13 protein-coding genes are annotated in these 23,226 nt (G+C 68.4%); 9 read left to right on the top strand and 4 right to left on the bottom strand.

The window, feature by feature from the left end; all coding sequences use genetic code 11:
- Positions 1-10: 10 nt before the first annotated feature.
- Complete coding sequence (locus tag ACFFRH_RS11150; protein ID WP_344745954.1) at positions 11-2,464, bottom strand: DNRLRE domain-containing protein; 2,454 nt, start codon at positions 2,462-2,464, stop codon at positions 11-13.
- Positions 2,465-2,945: 481 nt separating this feature from the next.
- Positions 2,946-4,583, bottom strand: coding sequence for an endonuclease NucS domain-containing protein (locus ACFFRH_RS11145; RefSeq protein ID WP_386156044.1), 1,638 nt, complete (start codon positions 4,581-4,583; stop codon positions 2,946-2,948).
- Between the two features lie 334 nt (positions 4,584-4,917).
- Here ACFFRH_RS11145 and drmA point away from each other — a divergent pair, with 334 nt between their 5' ends.
- The 6 genes from drmA (at position 4,918) to ACFFRH_RS11115 (ending at position 17,900) form a co-directional block, all read left to right on the top strand.
- On the top strand, positions 4,918-8,817 hold the full coding sequence (gene drmA, locus ACFFRH_RS11140; RefSeq protein ID WP_386156042.1) for a DISARM system helicase DrmA: 3,900 nt from the start codon (positions 4,918-4,920) through the stop codon (positions 8,815-8,817).
- Complete coding sequence (gene drmB, locus ACFFRH_RS11135; protein ID WP_386156040.1) at positions 8,817-10,745, top strand: DrmB family protein; 1,929 nt, start codon at positions 8,817-8,819, stop codon at positions 10,743-10,745. Before drmA ends, drmB begins: the two co-directional genes overlap by 1 nt.
- Positions 10,746-10,770: 25 nt before the next feature.
- The gene (gene drmC, locus ACFFRH_RS11130) at positions 10,771-11,535 is read left to right on the top strand and encodes a DISARM system phospholipase D-like protein DrmC (protein ID WP_386156038.1); all 765 of its coding nucleotides are present in this window, start codon (positions 10,771-10,773) and stop codon (positions 11,533-11,535) included.
- Positions 11,536-11,737: 202 nt separating this feature from the next.
- Positions 11,738-13,393, top strand: coding sequence for a serine/threonine-protein kinase (locus tag ACFFRH_RS11125; protein WP_386156036.1), 1,656 nt, complete (start codon positions 11,738-11,740; stop codon positions 13,391-13,393).
- Between the two features lie 59 nt (positions 13,394-13,452).
- On the top strand, positions 13,453-15,546 hold the full coding sequence (locus tag ACFFRH_RS11120; protein WP_386156034.1) for a UvrD-helicase domain-containing protein: 2,094 nt from the start codon (positions 13,453-13,455) through the stop codon (positions 15,544-15,546).
- Positions 15,547-15,620: 74 nt separating this feature from the next.
- A complete protein-coding gene (locus tag ACFFRH_RS11115) occupies positions 15,621-17,900 on the top strand; it encodes a GmrSD restriction endonuclease domain-containing protein (RefSeq protein ID WP_344743223.1) in 2,280 nt (759 codons plus the stop codon).
- 216 nt (positions 17,901-18,116) lie between these two features.
- Here the strand turns inward: ACFFRH_RS11115 and ACFFRH_RS11110 are convergent, their stop codons facing one another.
- Together ACFFRH_RS11110 and ACFFRH_RS11105 are read right to left on the bottom strand one after the other, a co-directional pair.
- Positions 18,117-18,776, bottom strand: coding sequence for a response regulator (locus ACFFRH_RS11110; RefSeq protein ID WP_344743224.1), 660 nt, complete (start codon positions 18,774-18,776; stop codon positions 18,117-18,119).
- The gene (locus tag ACFFRH_RS11105; protein ID WP_344743225.1) at positions 18,764-20,035 is read right to left on the bottom strand and encodes a sensor histidine kinase; all 1,272 of its coding nucleotides are present in this window, start codon (positions 20,033-20,035) and stop codon (positions 18,764-18,766) included. Before ACFFRH_RS11105 ends, ACFFRH_RS11110 begins: the two co-directional genes overlap by 13 nt.
- 277 nt (positions 20,036-20,312) lie before the next feature.
- Here ACFFRH_RS11105 and ACFFRH_RS11100 point away from each other — a divergent pair, with 277 nt between their 5' ends.
- From ACFFRH_RS11100 to ACFFRH_RS11090, 3 genes are all read left to right on the top strand, one after another.
- A complete protein-coding gene (locus ACFFRH_RS11100; protein ID WP_344743226.1) occupies positions 20,313-20,561 on the top strand; it encodes a hypothetical protein in 249 nt (82 codons plus the stop codon).
- Entirely contained in the window at positions 20,558-20,758 is a 201-nt protein-coding gene (locus ACFFRH_RS11095) for a hypothetical protein (RefSeq protein ID WP_344743227.1), read from the top strand. Before ACFFRH_RS11100 ends, ACFFRH_RS11095 begins: the two co-directional genes overlap by 4 nt.
- Positions 20,759-21,358: 600 nt before the next feature.
- Positions 21,359-22,876 carry a serine/threonine-protein kinase gene (locus ACFFRH_RS11090; protein WP_386156030.1) on the top strand — a complete coding sequence of 506 codons (1,518 nt, stop codon included), beginning with the start codon at positions 21,359-21,361 and terminating at the stop codon, positions 22,874-22,876.
- The last annotated feature ends 350 nt before the right edge of the window (positions 22,877-23,226 follow it).

Raw genomic sequence — 23,226 nt, 5'->3', positions numbered from 1 at the left:
GAAGTGTTTCCTATCTACGTTTCATGACGTCGCCGCCATATGCCTGGCGGACGGAATGGATATCGGTGAAGTATTCGCCACAGTCACCGATCAGCGGGGCATTTCCAGCGCTGTGAATCCCCTTGGCGATAATATATCCAGCACCTGGCTCGATGGTGTAAACAGCTCCACCGGAGTCGCCGCTGTCAGTGCATCCGTTGTCTCTGGTGCCTTCTACGACGTTTTTCGTCACGCCCTCCTCTTTCAAGTCGATGGAGGTGTTAGGATTTGTGACCTTCCAGCTACAGGTCTGGCCCGTGTTCATACCGCCAACGCAGTACAGGTCACCGTTTTGGGCGCGGCGGGGCCAGCTGCGCTTCACGGGACGCTTCGTGGTCGAGTCGTAAGCACCGACGAAGATGGACGCCGTCGGTTGCTTCGGCGCCTGGGTGACTTGCACCAGTGCGGAGTCGCCGAGCAACTTGCTCTGGCCGGGGAGAGCTACGGTTCCCGTACCGTATTTCTGATTGCCCAGCACGCGCCGTCCGTACGAAAAAGCACCCTCGACGTCATCGTTCCGCAGACAGTGTCCAGCGGTCACAAGTCGTCTCCCCGCCGGAAGTGACCATGCGAAGCCCATGGTGCAAGGTTGATTCTGACCGTTGAGGTAGGCTCCTGCGCCGTTGATGTAGTCATCATTGTCGTTGTCCCGGCTGTCTTGAAACTGTGGGTGCTCGGCGTTCGGATCCAGTCGGATGACAACGGTATTGGTGCCGTAGCGTTGGGCGAGGGCCAATCGCATCTCGGATGACACGGCATTGGCGGTGAAGAGGACCTGGTTGCGTTCGGGCCATGCTCGGCCGGAGACGATGCTCTCAGCGCCGGGCAGTTGGCTCGCGTCCGCGTGCAGCACTTCCGACACGATGCTGGAGAGCCGTGCCGAGCTGACGCTCACATCAGGCACCTGCGGGGCGAAGCTGTAGTTCTCTGTCTGGCCGGCCGGTCCTTCGAGGTCTTCGTCGGTGTCGTCGCCCGTGTAGGTGCCGGGGACGGTCCAGTCGGTGCCCGCGAGACCAAGGTGGGAGGTTCCTGCCAGAAGTGCGGAGCCGATCGTACGACCGCCGGTGGTGGCGGCGGGAACGATGACCTGACCGCTGACCATGTCGACGTACGGAGTGGCGAGCGCGTCGGAGTTCGCTTCGACGCGATCCTGCGCCGCGCTCAGGGCATGAGCCTGAGGTTCGGCCATCTGCAGGGCGTCGGCGCCCCATTTCTCCGGAGCCGAGATGACCTCCACGCCGCCGGAGTCGGCGGGATGGACGGTGACGGGGGAGCCGACGGGATTGAAGGTCGCGGTGACCTTGGGCGGGTCGTTGAAGTCGGTGTCCTCGGAGGCGGGAAAGACTCGGTAGTTCCTTTCCGCGCGCTCGGTCGGGGACATGAGGACCAGGCCGTAGTTTCCGACGTCGCCGGTCCATTGACGGGCCATAGCGGTGATGTCCCAGGTCATCGGAGCGGGCTCGCATGCTCCGCCGACGCTGCGTCTGTTGGTGACGGCGTTTTCGGTGCTGTTGGTCGGCTGCGCGGCCCAGGTGACGGTGGCGGGATTCCAGGCGGAGGTAACCCGACGGACCTGAATTCCGTCACCGACCGCAGTGCCGCAACTGGGGCCGTCGATATTGAGCAGGGACAGGGTGACGTTGCTGACCTGCTGTCCGACAAGAGGTGACATGTTGAACTTCAGGTAGGCGCGGGACTTGCTGCCGTCTGGGTCCGTGCCCGCCTTCAGGGTGCTGCCGTCGCCGTTCGGAAAGTTGGGGGTGAGGCTCCAGACGTCGGCGTCGGCGGTGGGGGTGATGCTGAACGCGGACTGGATGGTCACCGGATATGACGTGGCCGGATCGGCCAGGTACGCGGGGTCGGGCTTGAGGAGCAGTGTTTGCTGCCCGTTCGCGGTGGCCACCCCGGCCTCGACCGCCCCGGCTTCGGTGCTACGGCTCTTCGTGGTCTCGGTGCCACGCAGGAAGGGCTTGGGGGCGACGGCGACGTTGAAATCGTCGTCATCGGTCACTCGTAGACGGCCGTCTGGGGCCTCGCGCAGTGCGAGGCCCTTGCCCCGCACTGGGATCTTGAGCTCCAAGGCCTCGGCCGGGCGGGTCCGCAGGACCACGTCGTAGCGGAAGCCGGTCGCCAGTGCGGTGACCACGAGGTCGGCACCTGGGCCGGCCGCGTCGGCATAGGTGGCTCGGCTACCTTCCAGCTTCGGTTTGGATAGCCCGGTGGGCCATGACAGGGCCAGGGACTGCTCGGGCGTGGGGGTGAAGGTGGTCAATGCGTCAGTGCCGCCGCCTGGAGACAGCGACAGGTCGCCTTTGATGACCTTCGGTTTGATGACGCCGTTCTGCTCCACAAGGGTGGGGTCGATCCACGCCCAGGCGCCGCTCTTCCGGACGCGGACGGGCCTCGGCCAGATCTCCGTGGTCACACGTCCGTCGGGATAGCGCCAGTATCGCGTGGTTTCGGTTGCCGCTCCGAGTAACTCGACAGGTGCGGTTTGTGAACCGGCGGCGATTTCCTGCTTGGTGGTTCCGCTGGGCGCGGGATCTGCTGACGCCGTGGAAACGGGGGCGATCGTGAGGAGAGAGGCGATCAGAAGTCCGGCGATTGCTCCTCGGCCTAGATGATTAAACTTGGTTGAAACCTGGGGGAATGGGGGCACAAAACTCCTATCTCCGACAGAGATCATCAAGCTAGTAAAAAATAACAGTAAGGATCGCCTGGGACAACATGGTCACGTGGTCGCTTTGTGTGACTTATCGGCGTGCCGGTGAGGTAGCTGAGCGTTACATTGAGTCGAGGATCGTGTGCTCAGACTTCTTCATCGGTACGCCTGCTCCACTCGTTGGCGGAAGAAAAGGCTCTCTTGTCTGTCATGACATCCGACGAACCCGTGGGGGTGAACGTTTCTATGCGGAGGGTGAGTTTCTGCTGTTCAGGATGTGGAGATGCTGCCTGTACTCCTGGACAAGGAGGAAGATTTCTTCTCGATGTCGATCTATGAAGTCGCTCAAGGAGAACAGGCCGACCCAGTTCTCGACGATTTCAGGCTTCAGGTCCTGAGGCAGGATGACCGTGTTGTCATGCTCCTCGAACCCGCCTTGGGTTAGCGGGATGAGGGTCGAAGAGTGAGCCGCGTACCGCATTTCCAGAAGGTTGAGCAACTCGTGGTCGGCCTGCCAGGCCAAGTCAACGCACCTGGCAAGCTGCCAGTCCGTGCTGTCGTGAAATACCTGTTCGACGCGACGACGCAGGTCGGGTATGCCGATGCCGTTCCAGTGAAGCACACCCCGCAGTATGTGGTACGGATGATCTTCGTCGCGCGGTTGAGCAATCGCCACGACCATCGGCTCACACTCACTCAGGCTCTTCGTCAGGGTCTCCGCGTGGTACTCCCTGATGCTCTGGGGCATTGCGTGAACCAAGGCCGCGATGAGATCGCACGGATTGTAGATGTGCAGGTTGACGTCGTATTCGCCAGGCAGCTCGCGAACAAGGTCGAGCCAACCGCCGACAATCTCGGCCCAATCCTCATTGGTGGCCAGGCACTCCATCGCGGCCTGCCGGAATTCGTTCCAGCGCGACACGATTTTTGTGCTGGCGCTGTTATGGAAGCGAATCTTTGCCCCACCATCGTTTCCGCGTAGAGCGTTGATGAAGTCACCGGTCTCGTACGGGCCGCGCGTGAAAGCCCCCGAGGTGCGAACCTGGTTGACCACCCAGTGAGGATCGTCGGCGAGGGTCAAGAATTTTTCGGGATAGGCGGTCTCGGCGCTGTCACCAAAAACCGAACTTGTCACGTGGCACAGCGCGTCGTACTCATCAGGATGTTCATACTCGTCACGTTCGGTTTTATCCAGGATCTCGTGATCACACTCCTGTCCGCACGGTGGCCGGCCCTTGCGAGAACTGGCGCGACCGAAGCCCAGATACAGGGCGTGGGGATACATCACGATTCCCGAAGGGCCGCAATAGTCAAGATCAACGCCGACAAGGTCATCCACGTGCGCTTCGGCGGCGCGACGAACCACCTGCTTCCAGCACCTGTCCCGTCCATCGCGATGCTCGAACAGATAGATGAAGTGGATCGGCGTCAGCTTCTGGTCGAGCGGCTCCGGCAGAAGATCAACCCGTCGCGCATCGAGCGGAACCCCGTCATCGTCAATCCGCAGACTGTATCCGCGAAGATCGTGCTGCCAGTTGCGGGCGAGATTACTGAGCGGGGCCAGGAGTTCTTGCCACTGCGGCTCAAGGGCGACCACGATCACCCGGATGTCGTCGGAAGGAATCCGCTTCTCACGTCGGAGTAACTCCACATACTTCGTGATCTCCTGGGTGGCTTCGCGGGCCGTCTGGTTCGCTCGCTTCAGCTCGATGACCACCCACATGTTGTGCCGGTCGCGAGCGAGGATATCGATCCGGCCGCCGGTTCCCTGAGAGTTTGTCAGGACGTACTCCTCATCGACACGGCGCAGTCCCGGCTCAAGGAGATGCAGCCGCTGTGCAAGAAACCCCCGGATGTGGTTCTCGTGCGGAGTGGTGGTCACGCGGTGCCTCCTGGCTGCTGGCTGAAGCATTGACCATAGAGTCCATGGACGACAATTCGAGCGTTCACCGGCTTCCACGAATTTGACCGAGGAAGCTCTCGCGCGTTGTGGTGGGAGCCGGATCACGTGTCGATGTTCGAAGACGGGCGGTGAAGGGCAGGCCGACATTGCCAGACCGTGTGCTCGTGCTTCGCGGACATGCCGAAGACCAGGCAAACTCTGCTGTAATGAACGGCCAAGGCGGGGTCTTCGGCGAGAGGTGTCGACGGGCGTGATAAATGACCAAGAGGACCTTTTTCCGGACTTAGGCGACAAGCAGCAGGGGCTTGACCTGGTGGGTGGGGGCACAGCCGCGGCCGGGCAGGAGAAGGCACCTCATGCTCTGGACGTGCCGCAGGACTTCGAGCAGGCCACGTCCTTCGAGGTGCGCGGCGCGTTCGAGGAGCTCGTCCGGCGTGACCTGCTCGGCCCGTGGGGCGGCGAGACCGAGGAGCTGCCACCCAGGGCGTCCGGGCCGCGCGAGCGCTACCTCGTCGGCATGCTCGGCCCCAAGCCCTCGCGCAGGCCCCCCGGGGAGGACGCCGGCGAGATGCCGGAGACCGAGATCGGTCCCGAGGGCGACGGCAGTGAGGGGGAGCTGCCCGAGGTGCTCACTCCACAGAACCTCGGCCGCATCTGGGCCTCCTCCATGGGCCTGTCGTTCGCGGTGCTCGGCGATGTCGACGTGCTCGCCGTCACCGCCTCATGGGGCCGGTACGGCAAGGCCGACACCGTGGTCGAGGACGCCAAGGGCAGGGAGCGGACCGTCCCGATCTGGTCGCGGGAACCGATCCGGTACGACCGGGAGATCCGGCTCGACGGCGCGCCCTCCCAGCGGCTCCCGCTCACGATGGAACGTGCCGACGCCCCCGGTGTCCTGTTGCGGGTGGCCGTACGGCCGCAGCGGGACGGCAGGAGGGTCGTCGAGCTGACGTTGGTCAACCAGCAGGCCGAGCCGGAGCGCAACACCGACACCGCGTGGCTGTTCCAGGCCGAGCTGACCGTGACCACCCCCGATCGTGCCACCTCCGGCCATGACATTCTCGACCGCGCCGAGCCCAGTCCCGACGCCTGCGTCTTCCTGCCGATCGACGACCCGCTGGACGACCTGGAGGCCGTCGGCGAGGACCTGGAGGAGCGGCATCTACGGCTGCTCTACCGGGGCGAGCGCCGGTACGCCTCGGGCCGCAACGTCGCCGTGCACGCGGACGTGCCGGAGGGGCAGCGGTGCGCCGAGCGGCTGCGCACGACCTGGCTGCCCGCCTACGACGTGCCCGCCACCGTCGCCCCGGACGGCGAGGGCACCGACCTCGCCGAGGTCGAGCTGTCCATGGACGCCCTCGCCGTCGCCTCGCCCGAGGAGCTGAAGGCCGGGCTTCGGCCGCTCGCCGACGGCTACGCGGCCTGGCTGGACGGGCAGGAGGCCCGCATCCCCGGGTTGCCGGAACCGCTCCGCGAGGCCGCCGAGGTCGCCGTCTTCAAAGCCAGGCGGGCCGCGGGCCGCATCCGCGACGGCGTCGACCTGCTCACCGACCCGAAGCGCGAGCACCACGCGGACGCGCTGGCCGCGTTCCGGTTCGCCAGTACGGCGATGGCCTCGCAGCGCCGCCGTACCGCCGTCGGGAAGCTCCGCGACGAGCTGGGCCTGGGCTACGAGCAGGCCATGGCCAAAGTCGAGGAGCAGGGGGCGAAGGCCGCGCGGTGGCGGCCCTTCCAGCTCGCGTTCGTGCTGCTCAACCTGCCGTCGCTGACCGACCCCGAGCACCCGGAGCGGGCCGCCGACTCCTCGGCGACCGTCGACCTGCTCTTCTTCCCGACCGGTGGCGGCAAGACCGAGGCCTACCTCGGGCTGACCGCGTACACGTTCGCGATCCGCCGCCTTCAAGGCACGGTTGGCTCCGGCGCCGACGCCCGCGACGGCCGGGCCGGGGTGTCGGTGCTGATGCGCTACACCCTGCGGCTGCTCACCGCGCAGCAGTTCCAGCGTGCCGCCGCGCTGGTGTGCGCCGCCGAGGTGCAGCGCCGCGAGGACCCGGCGACCTGGGGTGAGGAGCCGTTCCGTATCGGCCTGTGGGTCGGCGGCTCGGTCTCCCCGAACTCGTTCAGGGAGGCGGCCGACCAGATCGACGAGGCCAGGCAGGCTCCAGCGAGCCGCAGGACCAACGTGCTGCAGACGCTCACCTGCCCGTGGTGCGGGGAGAAGCTGACCGGCGACCGGAGTCTCGACATCGACGAGGACCGCAACCGGGTGCTGCTGTACTGCGGCCGGGGCAGGGAGGGCGACGCCGACCTCTGCCCGTTCTCGCGGCTCGGCGAGGACCGCATGCTCACCTCCCGGCTGGACGACCCCGGGGAGATCGCCGCGCGCAGGGACGGCCTGCCGATCCTCACCGTCGACGAGGAGATCTACAGGTTGGTGCCGAGCCTCGTCATCGCCACCGTCGACAAGCTGGCCCAGCTTCCCTGGAAGGGGGCCGCCGGTCACCTGTTCGGCAGGGTCGGGCAGTGGTGTCCCCGGCACGGCTACCGTCACGCCGACCTGGACGACCAGGCCAATTGCGGTGGCAGGCACAACGCCAAGGGAAGACTTCCCAGGGTCGTCAGCCGCCCGGTGGTGCGGCTCCGGCCCCCGGACATGATCATCCAGGACGAGCTGCACCTGATCTCCGGCGCGCTCGGCACCACGGTCGGCCTGTTCGAGGCGGCCGTGGACGAGCTCTGCACCTGGAGCCCGGCACCGGGCCGGCCGACCGGCCCGAAGATCATCGCTTCCACCGCGACGACCAAGCGGGCCGAGCGCCAGGTGCTCGGAGTCTTCGGACGGGGACTCGCGGTGTTCCCGCCGCAGGTCGTCGACGTCGCCGACACGTTCTTCTCCCGGCAGGTGCCGGTCACCCCGAAGACCCCCGGCCGCCGTTACCTCGGGGTGTGCGCGCACGGGGTGCGCCTCAAGTCCGCCGAGATCAGGCTCGCCGAGATCCTGTTCCTGGCCGGGCAGACGATGTTCGACCGGTACGGCGAGCCCGCCGACCCGTACATGACCGTCGTCGGTTACTTCAACGCCACCCGCGAGCTCGCCGGCATGCGCCGCTACATGGACGACGACGTGACCACGCGGGTGCGGACCCACGGCAGGCGCAAGGGCCTGTCGAACCGTCTTCTCAGCCCGACCGACATGCTCTCCATCGTGGAGCTGACCTCCCGGATCTCGTCGGCCGACATCAGCGAGGTACTCAGGCGGCTTGAGGTCGGCTTCGACCAGGAGCTCGACACCTCGGTCCGGCGGTCACGGGTGCGCGCCGAGATCGGTGACGTGATGAGGGAGAAGAACAAGGACAGGCGGCGGGCTTTCCACCCGCTGGCGGACCGCCAGTACCGGCGGGGGGCGAGCAGGCAGCCCGTCGACGTGGTGCTCGCCACGTCGATGCTCCAGGTCGGCGTCGACGTCTCCCGGTTCGGGCTGATGGTGGTCACCGGGCAGCCGAAGAACACCGCCGAGTACATCCAGGCCTCCTCCCGGGTCGGCCGCGACGCCGAGCGCCCCGGCCTGGTGATCACGCTCTACAACTGGTCGCGCCCCCGCGACCTGGCGCACTACGAGGACTTCGAGCACTATCACGCCACCTTCTACCGCCAGGTCGAGGCGCTGTCGGTCACGCCGTACACGCGCCGGGCCCTGGATCGGGGCACGGCCGGGACGTTCGTCGCCGCGGTGCGCAACGTGGAGGAGTCCCACGCGCGCAACCGCGATGCCGAGGACGTCTCACTCTCCGGCGAGGTCGTCGGCCGGATCGTCGACCGGTTCCTCGCCCGCGCGGAGGCGGCCGGGGACACCCGCGCCCGCGACTACCTGCGAGAGCGGATCAGGGTCGTGACCGACGCCTGGGAGTTGCGCAAGAACGGTCCCGCGCGGCTGGGCTACGAGCGGCGCAAGAGCACCACGAAGGAGATCGTCGCCGGCCTGCTGGACCGCGCGGGCAACGGCCGGTGGGGTGACCTGACGGTCGGCAACTCGATGCGCGAGACGGAGAACGAGATCAACCTGCTGCTGCCGGGCGGCGGGGACATCTTCACCCCCGCCTACGCGGCGCCGCCGTGGACGTTGCGCCCGCCCGAGGACGACGGCGAGGGTGTGGACATCCCCCAGGGCGACGAGATGGGTGTCTCGACGCTGGACGAGAAGGGCGGCAGGTGATGGCCGACTCCGCGGCGTACCGGCGGCGGGTGGGGGCGGTGCGCCCCAGCCACCTGATGTTCACCTCCGGCGTCGGCTCCATCGTCGACCTGCCGAACTTCTCGGTGCTGGTCAGGGGGCTGGACGAGTGGCGGCACGACAATCTTGGCGACGCCACGCAGATCATCGCCGAACCCCGGCTGCTCGCCGCCGTCCAGGCCATCCTCGGCAAGACGATTGGGGACCTCAGGCCCGCACCGTGGCTCCCGGGGATCGACACCAATCCCAACGGGGACGCCTCGCGGGTCGGGGTGCCCGTCCTCCCGTTCCCGAGCTGGATGCGGTGCACCACCTGCAACCTGCTGGCGCCGATCGACACGCAGGCGTTCGGCTTTCAGAACGACAAGGCGCGCAAGCCGCACGAGGCCCAGTTCTTCCACGAGTGCGGGCGCGGCAACAGGAAACGTCGGGTGGTCGGTGCCCGCTTCGTGCTGGCCTGCGCGGCGGGACACCTGGACGACTTTCCCTACCTGGAGTTCGTGCACCGGGGCGAGGAGTGTTCCAAGGTCGCCAAGCCCAACCTCCTGATGGAGGACTACGGCGGCAACATCGGGGCCAACGTGCGGATCGTCTGCCAGCGCTGCGACGCCGACCGCAACATCCGCGAGGCCATGGGACGGCGTGGCAGGGACCAACTGCCGCGCTGCCGGGGGCGCCACCCCCATCTCGGCACGTTCGCCGAGCAGGGCTGTGACAAGCAGCCGCACATCCTCGTCGTGGGCGCCTCCAACCAGTGGTTCGCGCAGACCCTCTCGGCGCTCGCCGTACCAGAGAGCGGGGCGAACGAGCTCGACGCCAGGATCGAGAAGTTCTGGGGAAACCTGCAGCACGTCCCCGGGCCGGAGAGCCTGCCGTTCATGCGCACGATGGCGCCGCTCTCCTACGAGTTCGAGAAGTGGCCCGACAACGGGGAGCTCTGGGCGGCCATCGAGCGCCACCGTGCCGGGCTCGACGGCGCGGGCACCGACCCGGAGAGCCGGACCGACCTGCTCACCCCCGAATGGCAGGTCTTCTCCGGCCCCACGCTCCCCGAGCCGAGCGACGACTTCACTCTTTACCGGCATCCGGACGGCGTGCCCGCTCCGCTGAAGGACTACTACGCGGACGTCGTCCAGGCCGAGCGCCTGCGTGAGGTCCGCGCGATGATCGGCTTCACCCGGCTGGACGCCCCTGACTTCGAGGACCCCGACCTGGTGATCCGGGCACCGCTCGCACGGTCCAAGCCCACCTGGGTGCCGGCGAGCGAGGTGCGTGGTGAGGGCATCTTCCTGAGGGTGCCCGAGGAACTGCTCGCCGCCTGGGAGAAGCGGGTGCGTGCTTCCTCGTTCACGGACGAGCGCCGCGAGACGCACTCGGTGCCGGAGGAGCACCGCGAGGCGTACGGCCGGTTTCGCGAGCATCGCTACTCCGACCGGCTCCCCGCGGGTTTCGACAGGTATCGCGGCTGGCCGGGCCTGCGCTACTACGCCCTGCACACCCTGTCCCACCTGCTGATCCGTACGATCGCGCTGGAGTGCGGCTACAGCTCCGCCAGCCTGTCCGAGCGGATCTACGCGGGCACCGAGGACGACCCGCGCAGCGGACTGCTGATCTACACGGCGGTGCCGGACGCGGAGGGCACTCTGGGCGGCCTGGTGTCGCTCGCCGAGCCCGACGAGCTGGTGCGGCTGACCCGCCGTGCCCTGTCGGACGCCAGGCGCTGCTCCTCCGACCCGCTGTGCGCCGAGCGGCTGCCCCGTAGGCCCGAGGACTTCCTGCACGGGGCCGCCTGCCACGTCTGCCTCTTCGTCTCGGAGACGACCTGCGAACGGGGCAACCGCTACCTCGACCGCAGATTCGTCGTCCCGATCGGCGATCCCGACCTGGCCCTCTATTCCGAGATTCCATGAAGCCCTGTTCTCATCCCGAGCTTCCGTGACGCCGGACTCGCGTTTCGTACGGGCGGTGGCGGAGGCCGCCGCCCGTCTCGGACCCGTGCGGCTCCGCGTCCTGGCAGGGCGGATCGCCGAAGGGTGGTTGCGCTCGGCGATCCCCTCGTCGGTTCCGGTCCCCGGCTTCGCCGAGGCGGCACTGGCCGTACTGGCGGCGCAGGAGGACGACGGGATCTCCGACGGCGAGGCCGTGGCCTATCTGCGTGGCGTCGCCGACGGACACGCGCAGCAGGCGGACGTGATCCGGGTGGAGTCTGTGTGGAGCGGGCCGAGCACCCACCCCGTGCCGGTCCGGGCCACCGCCCAGGTTCTGGTGGACCTGGTGGGGGAGGCGTCACACGAACTGCTCCTCATGACCTACTCCGCGACGCCGTACGCGCCCCTGGTCGACGCCCTCACCTCGGCGGTGCGACGCGGGGTGTCGGTTGTGGCCGTTGTCGAGACGTTGCAGGGCGCGGGCTCCGCGCTGGGCGGCGCGGAACCTGCGGCGGCGTTCGCGGCGGTCGCGGGAGTCGAACTGTGGCACTGGCCGGTCGCCAGGCGGACAGAGAAGGGGGCGAAGACGCACGCCAAGCTCGCCGTCGCCGACCGGCGCGTCATGCTCGTCTCCAGCGCCAACCTCACCCAGTCGGGAGTCGCCAGGAACATCGAGGCCGGCCTGCTCGTGCGGGGTGGCACCGCCCCGCGGCGTGCGGCCGAGCACATCGCCGAGCTGCGTTCCCGGGGCGTGCTGGAAAGGCTTCGATGAGCTGGGAGGAAACGGTCGTGCGATGGCCTCACGGTCACCGGGGAAAGGAGCACCGTCAGGGAAACCTGCGATGTGATCCGCGGACATGTACGTTTTACCGGAAAAATCCTTAAGGATTGTCGCGAAAAATCGTAGCCCCCGCGAAAGGCAGGCCGTTTTGGGCAGGCGGACGATTATCGGAGATCGCTACGAACTGGACCCGGTGTCCCGCCGCGCGGGCGGCATGGGAGAGGTCTGGTTCGGCTACGACAAACGCCTGGACCGGCCGGTCGCGGTCAAGTTCATCCGGATCGACAGGCAGGCCGACGGCCGACCCGACGACGAGCTCACCAAACGTTTCGTACGTGAGTCGCGGATAACCGCCCGGCTGGAGCACCCGGGAGTGCCCACCGTCTACGACTGCGGATCGCACGGCGACGACCTCTATCTGGTCATGCAACTCATCAACGGATGCCCGGTCTCCTCGCTGCTCGACGAGACGGAGGTACCCGTGGCCTGGGCCGTGGCGATCGCCGCCCAGGTGTGCTCGGTGCTGGCCGTGGCTCACGCGGGCTCGCTGGTGCACCGCGACCTCAAGCCGGGCAACCTAATGCTCTGCCCTGACGGGACGGTGAAGGTCCTCGATTTCGGCATCGCCGCCGCGCTCGGCCCCAACGTCGCGACGAAGCTCACCGGGACGGGCGTCGTGGTGGGCACCCCCGCCTACATGGCGCCCGAGCAGGCCATGAACGGCGTCACCAGCCGACGGAGCGACCTGTACTCCCTCGGCGTGGTCCTGGACGAGATGCTCGCCGGTGACAACCAGTTCGCCGGTCCCACGGCGCTGGCCTCGATGCGCAACCACACCGACATCGCGCCCCGGCCGCTGCGCGAGAGAAGGCAGGACGTCCCCGAGGGGCTGGAGCGGCTCGTCCTGTGGCTGCTCGCCAAGGCACCGGACAGGCGGCCTCCCGGCGCCGACGTGGTTTACGAGCGGCTGATGGACTTCTGCCGCAACCTGCCGCCGTTCCCCGGCTATGTGAACCTCGGCGCACCGCATCCGGTACGCATGTACGCGGCCGTCGTCGGGCGGATCGCGGCCGACGAGGTCACCGCCGGTCGAATCGGAGCCGATGGGGTCGCTGCCGGTCAGGCCGCCACTGCTCGGAACGCGGATGGGGGCGCCGGGCGGGGCGTCCTTAACCCGCGCGTCTCGGACCGGTCGACGGCCGAGAGCGGACAGCCCGTGTCCTCTCAGCCGACCGGGATCCGCCATGACAAGGGCGCTGGGCGGACCGAACAGAACGACAAGAAAGCGCGGAGCGGACGGGTGGACCTCGCGTTCGCCCGCAAGGACGCCGCGGCGCTCAAGGCCGAGTCCCGGTTCTCCCAGGCCGTGGAGGTGCTGGCGGACGCGCTGGAACGCGCCGCCCGAGCCTTCGGGCCGAAGAACCCGGAGGTGATCGACCTGCGGATCGAACTGGCCGACGCCCTGTTCCTCGGCGGGGACTACCGGCGAGCGGCCCCCGAGTTCCGCAGGCTCGCGGCAGACCTCGCCGAACGGGAAAAGCCCGGGCACGACCTCGTACTGCGCTGCCGCCTCATGGAGGCGAACTGCCATGCGGCGGTCGGAGAGACGAACCTCGCTCTGACCCAACTCGGTGCGCTTCTGGACGACGAGCGACGTTTTGGCGTCGACGAGGACCGGATCCTGGAGTTGCGACGCCAGATCGGGCTGTTGGAACTCGGCTCCGGTCGAAGACTGCGGGCGAAGACCACATTGAGTGACCTTCTTCGGGATCTCGAACAGAGGTACGGTCCCCGTCATCCCAACGTCGACAAAATCCGGGAAATCCTGGAAAGCCTTGATGATCTATAACGTGTACGAGCATTCTTGTAGGTCGTCTCCAAACGTGAGAACCCCCCGGAGGACATGGCGTGGCAAAGCTCGGGATCGACAAGGACTTTCTCCGTGATTACGGAAAGTTGGAACGATCCGTCCAGGAGCGCGTCGCGGAGGTCTTCGCGAAGTTCGAACAGGCCACGCATGCCGGACTGCACCTGGAGAAACCGAACAACGCACGCGACCCCCGATTCCGGACCATCCGGATTGACAAATTCTGGCGCGGGGTCGTGCTGGCGCCCGAGGCGGGCGACTCGTTCACGCTGCTGAAGGTGCTCCCGCACGACGACGCCTACACATGGGCGCAGCGGCGGAAGGCCTCGGTGAACACGGCGACCGGCCGCATCGAGATCAGGGACGGGGTGGCGATCGACGCCACCCTGCCCGAACTGGCCAGGATGGCCGACCGGGCGCCGCGACGGCTTTTCGACGACGCGGGCGACGCCGACCTCAGGCGACTCGGCGTCGACGAGCAGACCCTGGCCTTCGCCAGGGTGCTGACCGACGTCGTGCAACTGGAGGCCGCCAGATCCTTCCTGCCGCAGAACCAGTGGGACGCTCTCTACGGACTGGCCGCGGGCATGACCCCCGAGGAGGTGTGGGGTGAGCTCGGTGTCGTGCCGGGACGGGAGTCGTACGACATCGAGGACATCACCGCGGCGGTCGAGCGCACCCCGGAAAGAGTGGTGCTGGTCGAGGGGCCGAAGGAGCTCATGGAGGTGTTCCGGCACCCGTTCGCGCTCTGGAAGATCTACCTTCACCCGGCGCAGCATCACGTGGCGTACGCACGCTTCAACGGGTCGGCGCGCGTCACCGGCGGTCCCGGTACGGGCAAGACGGTCGTCGCGCTGCACCGCGCCCATCACCTCGCGGGCCTCGGGGCGGGGCCGGTGCTGGTGACCACCTTCACCTCGACGTTGTCCGCCTCGCTGGAGGCGGGGCTGCGGCTGCTGGCCGACTCGGCCAAAGTCCGCGAACAGATCGAGGTGCGGCATGTCGACCAGCTCTCCTACCAGGTCTTCGCCGAGCGGCACGGCCGCCCCGCCATCCTGCGGGACAGGGAGGAGAAGGACATCTGGCGACGGGTCGTCAAGCGGCTCGACGTGTCTTTCACCGAGACGTTTCTCGCCGAGGAGTGGCGGCACGTGGTGCTCGCCCAGCGGGTGACAAACGCCACCGAATATCTCAAGGCCAAGCGGGAGGGACGGGGCCGCGGGCTGGGCACCCGGCAGAAGGCCGAGGTGTGGCAGGCGGTGTGGGAGTTCGAGGAGGAGCTCAGACGGCGTCGGGTATGGACGTACGAGACGATCTGCGTCGAGGCCACCCGCCTGCTGGAGGAGCGGACGGACAAGCCGTACCGGCACATCGTCGTCGACGAGGCGCAGGACCTGCACCCCGTCCAGTGGCGGCTCCTGCGCGCGGCGGTCGCCGAGGGGCCCGACGACCTGTTCATCGCGGGCGACACCCACCAGCGGATCTACAACAGCCGCGTCTCCCTGCGGGAGATTGGGATCAAGGTCGGGGGACGTTCGTCGCGCCTCACCGTCAACTACCGGACGACCGCCGAGATCCTCGCCTGGAGCCTCGGCATGCTCCACGGCGAGCGGATCGACGACATGGACGGTGGGCTGGACACGGTGGCCGGTTACCGGTCGCAGATACACGGGCGCCCCCCGGAGCTGCGTGGATACCGCACACAGAAGGACGAGTTGGACGCGCTCGCGCGCGGGGTCCGGGAGTGGCTGGACGCGGGAGTGGAACCGGGGGAGATCGGCGTCGCCGCCCGATCCAACATGCTGGCGGACGCGGCGATCACCACGCTGGAGCAGGCCGGTGTCCCCGCGCGGTCGCTGGCCAAGGCGCAGGACGCCGACGACGCGGTCCGGGCCGGGACGATGCACCGGATGAAGGGACTGGAGTTCCGGTGTGTGGCGGTCATCGGGCTCTCGGAACACCAGGTGCCGTCGTCGAACGCCGTCACCCCGGTCGAGGAGGATCCACTGACGCATTCACAGGACCTCCAACGCGAGCGCTGCCTGGTGTTCGTCGCGTGCACCCGGGCGCGGGAGCAGCTCCGCCTCTCCTGGTACGGCGCGGCCAGCCAGTTCCTGGCCGGTTTCGCCACGTGACTTTCAGTAAAAAGTCAAGCACGAAACGTACGGCGACATCTAAGATCATCAGTTCGTCACGATGAAGGCGGGACATGGCCAAGCTCTCGGTACTCCTCCACCAGATCGACAACGGCACCGTGCTCCTGCCGGAGTTCCAGCGGGGATACGTCTGGAACCGCGACCAGGTCCGCGGACTCATGCGCTCGCTGTATCGCGGGTATCCGGTCGGCGGCCTGTTGCTGTGGGAGACCGAGCCTGACCAGGCCTCGGTGCGTGGCGGTGCGACCGACGGCGGGGTGCGACTGCTGCTTCTCGACGGCCAGCAGCGCATCACCTCCCTTTATGGCGTCATCCGCGGTCACGCGCCCGCCTTCTTCGAGGGAGACGCCTCAGCTTTCACGGGTCTCCGCTTCAATGTCGAGGACGAGAACTTCGAGTTCTACGCCCCGGCGAAGATGCGAGACGACGCCCGATGGGTGGATGTGACCCGCCTGTTCACCGATGGGCTGGAGCCGTTCATCAAGGACTTCAGCACGGCCCCGGACAGATTCACCACCTACCTCGAACGGCTCAACCGACTGCGGCAGTTGCTTGAGAGGGAGTTCCACGAGGAGAAGATCACCGGTCCGGACAAGGACATCGAGGTCGTCGTCGACATCTTCAACCGGGTGAACTCCGGCGGCACCGCGCTGTCCAAAGGAGATCTCGCGCTGGCGAAGATCTGCGCGCACTGGTCCCCCGCCCGGCAGGTGATGCGTGACCACCTGAAGCGGTGGGAGGGCGCGGGATTCGACTTCTCCCTGGACTGGCTCCTGCGTAACACCACCGCCGTGGCGACGGGACGCGCGGTGTTCACCGCCCTCGACGCCGTGTCGGCCACCGACTTCGAGACCGCCCTGGCCAAGTCCGTCGGATACGTCGGCAACTTCCTGGACGCGGCGTCCGGACGCCTCGGCCTGGACCACGACCAGGTCGTCATGGGCCGCTACGCGATTCCGGTCATCTCACGCCTGCTCCACCTCAGCCCCGGAGGCCGGTTCGCCGACGCCGTCCACCGCGACAAGGTGCTGTTCTGGTATGTCCACTCGGCACTGTGGGGACGTTTCGCCGGCTCCACCGAGACCGTCCTCGCCCAGGACTACGAGGTCGTGAAGGAGTCGGGCATCGACGGTCTGATCGCCTCTCTGGAACGCTGGCGCGGCGGGAACCTGGAGATCCAGCCCCATGACTTCGACGGCTCCACGAAGGGGGCGCGCTTCTACCCGCTCCTCTACATGATCACCCGGGTCAAGGGGGCACGGGACCTCGGCAGCGGTCTGGAACTGCGTGCCGAGGCGCTGGGCAAGCTCAGCACACTCCAGGTGCACCACATCTTTCCCAAGGCGCTCCTCTACAAGGCCGGATATGACCGGGGACAGGTCAACGCCGTCGCGAACTTCTGCTTCCTGACGCAGGACACCAATCTCATGATCGGGAAGCGTTCTCCCGAGGAGTACTTCGCGGAGGCCGAGAAGAGGCAACCCGGCGTGCTGGCCTCGCAGTGGATCCCCTCCGACCCTGACTTGTGGCGGATCGAGCGCTACGTCGACTTCCTCGCCGCCCGGCGCGAACTGCTCGCACAAGCCGTTCAGTCGTTCCTGACCGAGCTCCGCGACGGCGCCTCCGCCGCGACCGCCACCGAACTCCGGCCGGTGACGGTGGTCGCCGGCGAGCAGGACGATGTTCGTTCGGCACAGGTCAAGGCCATGGCTGAGGAGCTGGTGCGGCTGGGATACGCCGAACCGGCGCTTGACAGTGAGATCGCCGATCCCGTCACAGGTCGCGCGCTTGCCGTCGCGGAGGCCTTCTGGCCGGATGGGCTACAGGCAGGGCAGGGCAGACCTGTGGTTCTGGAGCTCGACCCCGACGTCGCGGATCTGCCACGGCTCGAAGAGCTGGGGTACGAGGTGTTCACCTCGGTCGACGCACTGCTCGGTTACGTGAACCGCCGCAACGAGAACGCAGCGGGCACCCGTGGTGACGAGAGCGTCATGGGGGAGCAGGCCGTCGCCTCGGACGAGCCTCAGGCCAGAGTGAAGGTTGACGCCGAGTTCGACGCGGCGATGCGCTCCGTCTACGACAGGGCACGAGGCGAGGCGAACTACCACGCGACGTACTTCCTGAGCATGCTCGCTGAGCACGGCAGCCTCGCCACGGCCCGCAAGCTCCTGCACGCGCCGGCGGTGTCCGACGGCTTCGCCGCCCTGTGGGAGCGCGGGCGTCTCGATCTGACGGTCGAGGCACTCGTTGTCCAGTCACGCTTCGCGGATCTCTTCACGCCCGCCGAGGTCGAGATCGCCCATCACCGTCTTGGTCAGTTCGGTTACCACTGATCGGCCATCGGACGGTTCCTCGCGGTACCCCTCTTGTGGCCGGTGGGTGATCGACTTCGGGGGAGCGGCTCGTCAGGGGCGAGCGCTTTGTTTCCTTGATCCTCTCTCTCCTCTTGGAAAGTGCACGTGCGTCACCGTTCTGACCGCCGGTATCGTTCCGGGCGGCCCGCCGCGCGTGTCGGGGGTGGCGCCGGTGTCCCGGTGACGGGTGGCGGGTCAGGCCCGGCGGTGGGCGTCGTCGAGGTAGTGCAGGACGGCGGTGACGCGCCGGTCCGCGCGGTCGGTGGGGGCCAGGTCGAGCTTCGCGAAGATGCTGCGGATGTGCTTGTGGACGGCGCCGTCGGTGACGAACAGCCGTTCGGCGATGGCGGTGTTGCCCAGCCCCTCGGCCATCAGGGCCAGCACGTCGCGCTCGCGGGGGCTGAGACGGTCCAGCCGGGTGTCGGGCCGGCTGCGGGTGAGGAGTTGCGCGACGACGTCGGGGTCGATGGCCGTGCCTCCGTCCGCCACCCGGTGCAGCGCGCTCAGGAACTCCTCGACCCGCCCGACCCGCTCCTTCAGGAGATAGCCGAGGCGGGAGCTGCCCTGGGCGAGCAACTCGGTGGCGAACGCCTGCTCGACGTAGGCGGACAGCACGAGCACGGCCAGGTCGGGGCGGCGTCGCCTGGCCTCGACGGCCGCGACGATCCCCTCGTCGGTGTGGGTCGGCGGCATCCGGACGTCGACGATGGCGACGTCCGGCCTGTGGGCGTCGACGGCGGTGAGGAAGCCGTCGGGGTCGGCGGCGGTGGCCACGACGTCGAGTGACTCGGCGCGCAGCAGCAGCGCGAGGCCCTCGCGCAGGAGCGGGTCGTCCTCGGCGATCACGATCCGCATGGCAGGCTCACCGTGAGGGTGGTGGGTCCACCGGGAGGGCTGTTCAGCATGAATGTCCCGTCGTGTGCTTCGGTACGGCGGCGGATGCCGACGAGCCCCGACCCGCTGCGCTCGTCCGCCCCGCCGTGGCCGTCGTCGGTGATCTGGAGGTGGAGCCGGTCGGCGTCGCGGTGGACCTTGACCGTGGCGTGCCGGGCCTGGCTGTGCTTGGTGACGTTGGTGAGCGCCTCGGCCGCCACGAAGTAGGCCGTGGCCTCGACGGAGGCGGCGCACCGGACGGGGATGTCGGCGTCGATCCGGCACGGGATCGGGCAGGTCGTGGCCAGACCGGTGAGGGCGTCGGCGAGGCTCCGGTCGGTCAGCACCGGGGGCAGGATGCTGCGGGCGACCGCGCGAAGCTCGGCGAGCGCCTGCTCGGCGGCGCTCTGCGCGCGTTCGAGGATGGCGTCGGCGTCGGACGGGTCGCGTGCCAGCGTACGGCGGGCCGCGCCGAGCAGGATGGTGACGGCGACGATCCGGTTCTGGGTCCCGTCGTGCAGCGACCGTTCGATCCGCCGCAGCTCGGCGGCGTGCGCGTCCAGCGCGGCGGCGCGGGTCGCGGTGAGTTGCGCTACCCGCAGCGCGAGGTCGGCGCCGGGGTCGGCCGACAGGAGCCGCCGGCCGGGCCACGCCTGCAGCCGCGCCATCCCCGGTATGAGGAGCAGGGCGAGGACGATCCACCCCAGGCCGAGCAGGCTGACCCCGAGGGCACCGGGCAGGTCGCGTACGGTCCAGAGCCCCATGGCCGAGGTGGCCGCCTCTTCCGGGGGCAGCAGCCACCACCACAGCGGGAAGGTGGTGTTGGTCACCGCGCTGAAGGACACCGTGAGACCGGCCAGGCTGAGGAACAGCCCGAGGGTGGCGTGGGTGACCATCCAGCCCAGCTCCCGGCGAACGGCCGGATCGGTGAGGGCGGCACGCAGGCCGGACGGCACCGGGTCCGGGCCGATGATCTCCGGACCCCAGCGGGAGAGCCGTGCGCGTTCCCGGTCGGCGACGGCGCGCAGCCCGCGCAGCGCGGCGGGCACCAGGAGCACGCCCACGCCGAAGAGGCAGGCCAGCGCGGTGGCGGCCACCAGAAGGAACGCGACCAGCGCCAGAACCGTGGTGCCCAGCCCGCCGACGAGGTGCTCGAAGGCGTCCAGGGTGGCGCGGGCGCGGGCGAACACGTCCCATCGACGTGCCGGTTTCCGTACGGCCACGGGGTCAGGGGTCGGCATCCGCACCTCCTGGACCAGACGAACCTCCTGGACCAGACGATAGGGCACCGTTCGGGTCGTCGTCAGATCGTGGGCGAAGGAGTGTCAAGGAGCGCCGAAGAGTACAGCCTGCTGTACCTCGGTTGTCCGGTGGGCAGGATCGCGGTGAGCGGTGATCGTCCGTAGCGTCGACGTGTGACAGGTGATCCGCCGAGCCCGGTCCCGGTCGAGCCCGGTCCCTGTCAAACCCTGTAAAGCCTGTCGAGCCCTTTAGAGCCTGTCGAGCGAGGAGCGCACCGTGACCGATCTTCACCACATTCCGGAGGCCGCCGAGGCGCCACGTCCGGTACGGCCCGCCGGGGTGCGGACCGGGCGGACCGGGATGGTACGTCCCGTGCTGTGGTTCCTGCTGATGGTCAGCGCGGTTCTCAACGTGGTGTTCTCGTCCATCGGCACCAACGTCCTCGCCGGCATCGGGTTCGGGCTGGCCACCCTCGCGTGCGTCGCAGCCCTGATCGTCCACCACTACCGGAACCGGCGCCGATGAGCGCCGTGGTCGAGTTCGGCCGGACGGCGGCGATGGTCACGTACGGCCTGGCCGTCGCCACCGTCCTCGCCGTCGCCGCCGCCGTCGCGATCCCCGTGCTCCGCCTCGCCGCTGCCGTCCCCGTGCTCCGCCTCGCCGTGCCCCGGCCCGCTCCGGTCCCCGCCTCGCCCCGCTCCGTGCCGCCTAGCCCCGCCTAGCCCCGCCTCGCTCCGCCTCGGACGGTGATGACGAGTGCGACAGGGGTGACGAGGACGGCGGGAACGACGGGGATGGCGGGGATGGGAGGGGCGGGGCCGGCAGGCGGGTCCGAATACTTTTCATATTGAATAGGCGCTGATTTAGCTGCCGTGTTTGAAGACAGGGAGATGGGGAAAAGGAATGCCGCCGCGAGCCGGCGGGTGAAGCGCGTTTTTAACTGAACGCGTTCCCGGACGGTATTCGGGGTCCCCCGGCGTCATGCCCGAGGGCGAGTCCGGCACCGAGACCCGGGTCCGCGAACGCCGTCCGTGCCCGGCGAGCAGGGGGAGTGCCGAGCGTGACCGCGCCGATCGGCACGATCATCAATTTTTGTCCGATGTTTGAGGCCGGTTGTAGACTGGCCGAAAATAAATCGGGTTCTTCCCGGCATGACCCTTGGAAGACCTTCGAGTCGGCCACGTCCTTCGAGGTGCGTGACGCGTCCGGCCGCCATTCTCCGATTCGTGAACAAGACGCGAGGGCGTCGCGTCCGGGCTTCGGTATCGCCTCGTCACATTTGAGAGATCGATTAACGCGGCATAATTGCCTATTCTTGGAATATGGCCGATTCGATGGGGGCGAAGCTGGCCCTTCGCTATCTTCTCCTGCGTCCGCTCGGCCACGGCGGAATGGGCACCGTGTGGCTGGCCAGGGACGAGGCACTCGACCGTGAGGTCGCCGTCAAGGAGGTGAGGATCCCGGAGGGCGGCGACGAGCGGAGCCGCGCCGAGTTGGTGGCCAGGGTGACGCGGGAGGCCGAGGCGATGGCGCGGCTGCGTCACCCGGCGATCGTCGCCGTACACGACGTGCTGGTGGAGGACGGCAGGCCGTGGATCGTGATGGAGCGGCTGCACGGCCGCAACCTCGCCGACGAGCTGGCGGCCCGCGGCCCGCGGCTCCCCCTCCAGGTGGCCACGATCGGAGCCTTCCTGCTGGAGGCGCTGGTCGTCGCGCACGCGCACGACGTGCGGCATCGTGACGTCAAGCCGGGCAACGTGTTCCTGACCGACGACGACCGCGTCGTCCTCACCGGCTTCGGCGTCGACCGCTCCCCGGGCCTGCCCGCGCCGACCGGCACGCGCCGGGTCGTCGGCACGCGCCAGGTCATCGGGACGCCCGGGTTCGTCGCCCCGGAGCGCCTGGCCGGCGAGAGCGGCGGTCCCGCCTCGGACCTGTGGTCGCTGGGGGCCACCCTCTTCACCGCGCTGGAGGGTGTCCCGCCCTACGAGGGCTCTCCCGCGGACGTGATCCGGGCGACGCTCACGCGGGATCCGCGTCCGCCGAGGGTCGCCGGTCCGCTGGCGTCACTCCTGCGCTGGCTGATGGCCCGCGAGCCCGAGGCGCGCCCGGACGCCGAGATCGCGCTGGGGCTGCTGCGGCAGATCGCGGACGGTGAGTCACCGCGCATCACCGTGCCCCGGACGACCGGTCGCCGGACGCGCCGGTGGACCCCGGCGGTCCTGCTGGCCGTGACGGCGGCCGTGGCCTCCGCCGTGGCCGCCATACTGCTCACGAGAGAGCCCGCACCGGCGGACAGGCCGGTTTCACCGGTGTCACCGGTGTTCGAGAAGGCCGTGGATCTCTGTGGAGCGCTGTCCCCGGAGCAGGTCACCGGGCTTCTCGGCGCTCCGGCCGGCGGGCGCGCGTCCGAGAACGGCTGCGAGTGGACGATCCGCGGCGCGGGGGTGGAGCTGACCGCCGTCACCGGCTCCGGCACCCCGGGCCCGTGGTCGCTGACCCCCGGTTCCGCGCGCGAGCTCTTCACCGCTCTGGAGAGGCAGCGGGTCCACGGTACCCGCGACGTGGAGTGGACCTGGTACGAGATCGGGGTCGGGGACAGGCAGCGGATGACCAGCTCCGCTCCCCGCGCGCTCACGGACGTGGGAGACGAGGCGTTCTCCTGGAACGCGGCCAACGCCGATGGGCGGGTCCGCATGACCGTGGTCACCTTCAGACTCGGCAACCTGGTGGCGGACCTGCGGTACGTCGATCTGGAGGCCGGATCCGGCGATGCCCTGCGACAGGCGGGCGTCGAGGCGGCCAGGTCGGCCGCGGCCACCCTGCGGGGCATGGGGTAGGAGGGGCCGGCGCGGACCTGCCGGCCGGTAGGGGCCCGGCGTCGACCCGCGGCCGTACGCCACCGGCTCACGACACCGCTGGAGAGGGCGGCTTCGGCGCGGCCTGGCGGGCGAACCGGTGCGGGTGCCCCTCGGCTCAACGGGAGCCACTCCCCGGCCTGTGACGGGCGCGGAGATGACCGGGGCGGTCGTCGAGCGGAGTCGCCCTGGCCGCCTGGGAGGGACGGGAACCGGCCGGTCGTCGAAAAAGATGGAGAAGACGGGAAAGGCTCAGAAGTACACTTTCGGCCGGAGCGGGCACGGAACTCTCGATAAGGGCGGACACGAAATGCGTCGGGAGACGAAACTCC

Source organism: Streptosporangium vulgare, assembly GCF_042428775.1.
Lineage (GTDB): Bacteria > Actinomycetota > Actinomycetes > Streptosporangiales > Streptosporangiaceae > Streptosporangium > Streptosporangium vulgare.
Note: the sequence above shows the minus strand (reverse complement) of the source record. Positions and strands in the feature narration are given on the sequence as shown.